Below are 1,136 nucleotides of genomic sequence, written 5' to 3' on the forward strand. Positions count from 1 at the left end.
CGACACTGCGCAACAATGTCCCGGACTTGGTTGCAGGTCCACTGCTGACGCGCCTCGCGCGGCTTGAGCAGGGAGTTTTCTGCGGCCCTTTCTACATGTTACGGCGGGACCGAATTGGTTCCCACCGGTTTCCATTAGGGATAAGTCATTGCGAAGATATGATTTTTTTTCTGACTCTCGCCCAAGCATCGTCGCTGCGATATGGTGCGGTGGCTGAAGAAGTTTATGAGTACCGTATCACCCCGGGGTCGGCTATGTCGAACTTGGCGGGTATCGAGACGGGTTACCTTGCTTTTCTTTCTTGCGCGCACAGTATGGAGCAAATCGATGATGCAACTCGACGCTATCAGGCTCGCCGCATCGCTCGCATCCTGTTCCGATCGTGGCTCCGCCGTGGCCATCCCTTGCGTGCCATTACGGGCAGCGCCAAGGTCTGGTTCGCTGCGATGTCCAGAGGTCTAGCGCTTGGGGGAACCGATCCCTGATTTCCGGTGCGGGTCAGCTATAGGACCATAGTCGTGGTATTCTGCCATTGCGACATACGAGCGGTGCGATCTGTGAATTGGCTCGGACCTGCAAATCGGCTTCTACTGTCAAGGGCGGCGCGATTCAAGTGGCTGCGTACATGATCTCGCTGCTGTTGTGCTCAGTATCTTAAGTTTCCGAGTTAGGGAGTTCCTTTGAACATGAGTGAACCGCCATGGCTTTCCTGGGCACGTGAAATATTAGCAATTGCACAAATCGGTTCTACTTACTCGAAAGACCCATACGACTTGGAGCGCTATCGGGCCTTGGACGAGATCGGTCGCCGCATACTCGCGACTCAGGCAGGAATGCCAATGCATGAGGTCGTGGATGCCCTTCGGCACGAGAAAGGTTATCCGACTCCAAAAATTGAAGTCAGAGCTGCTGTCTTTAGTCCCGATGGAGAAATTCTCATGGTACGCGAACGCATGGACAGTGACCGTTGGACTCTTCCCGGCGGGTGGGCTGATGTCGATAGAACTCCGAGTGAGGCCATCGTGCATGAGGTTGCCGAGGAAGCCGGGTACGAGATAGAGGTGGAGAAGCTTGCTGCCGTGTGGGACCGGAGGCGTCAGGGCTATCCTGTGGGGCTCTTCTCGTGCTATACGATG

Annotated in this window: 2 protein-coding genes; both read left to right on the forward strand. The window is 55.4% G+C overall.

Features of this window, described 5'->3' with window-relative positions; all coding sequences use genetic code 11:
- Positions 1 to 485, forward strand: a 485-nt coding sequence (locus ACLD7X_RS16960) for a hypothetical protein (protein WP_411424863.1), incomplete at its 5' end; no start/stop codon positions are given.
- 201 nt (positions 486 to 686) lie between these two features.
- Positions 687 to 1,136: NUDIX hydrolase (locus ACLD7X_RS16965; protein ID WP_411424864.1), on the forward strand; the 450-nt coding region annotated here is incomplete at its 3' end.

Origin of the sequence: Aphanothece microscopica RSMan92, from assembly GCF_046613545.2 — a bacterium.
In the GTDB taxonomy this organism is placed as follows: domain Bacteria; phylum Cyanobacteriota; class Cyanobacteriia; order PCC-6307; family Cyanobiaceae; genus NIES-981.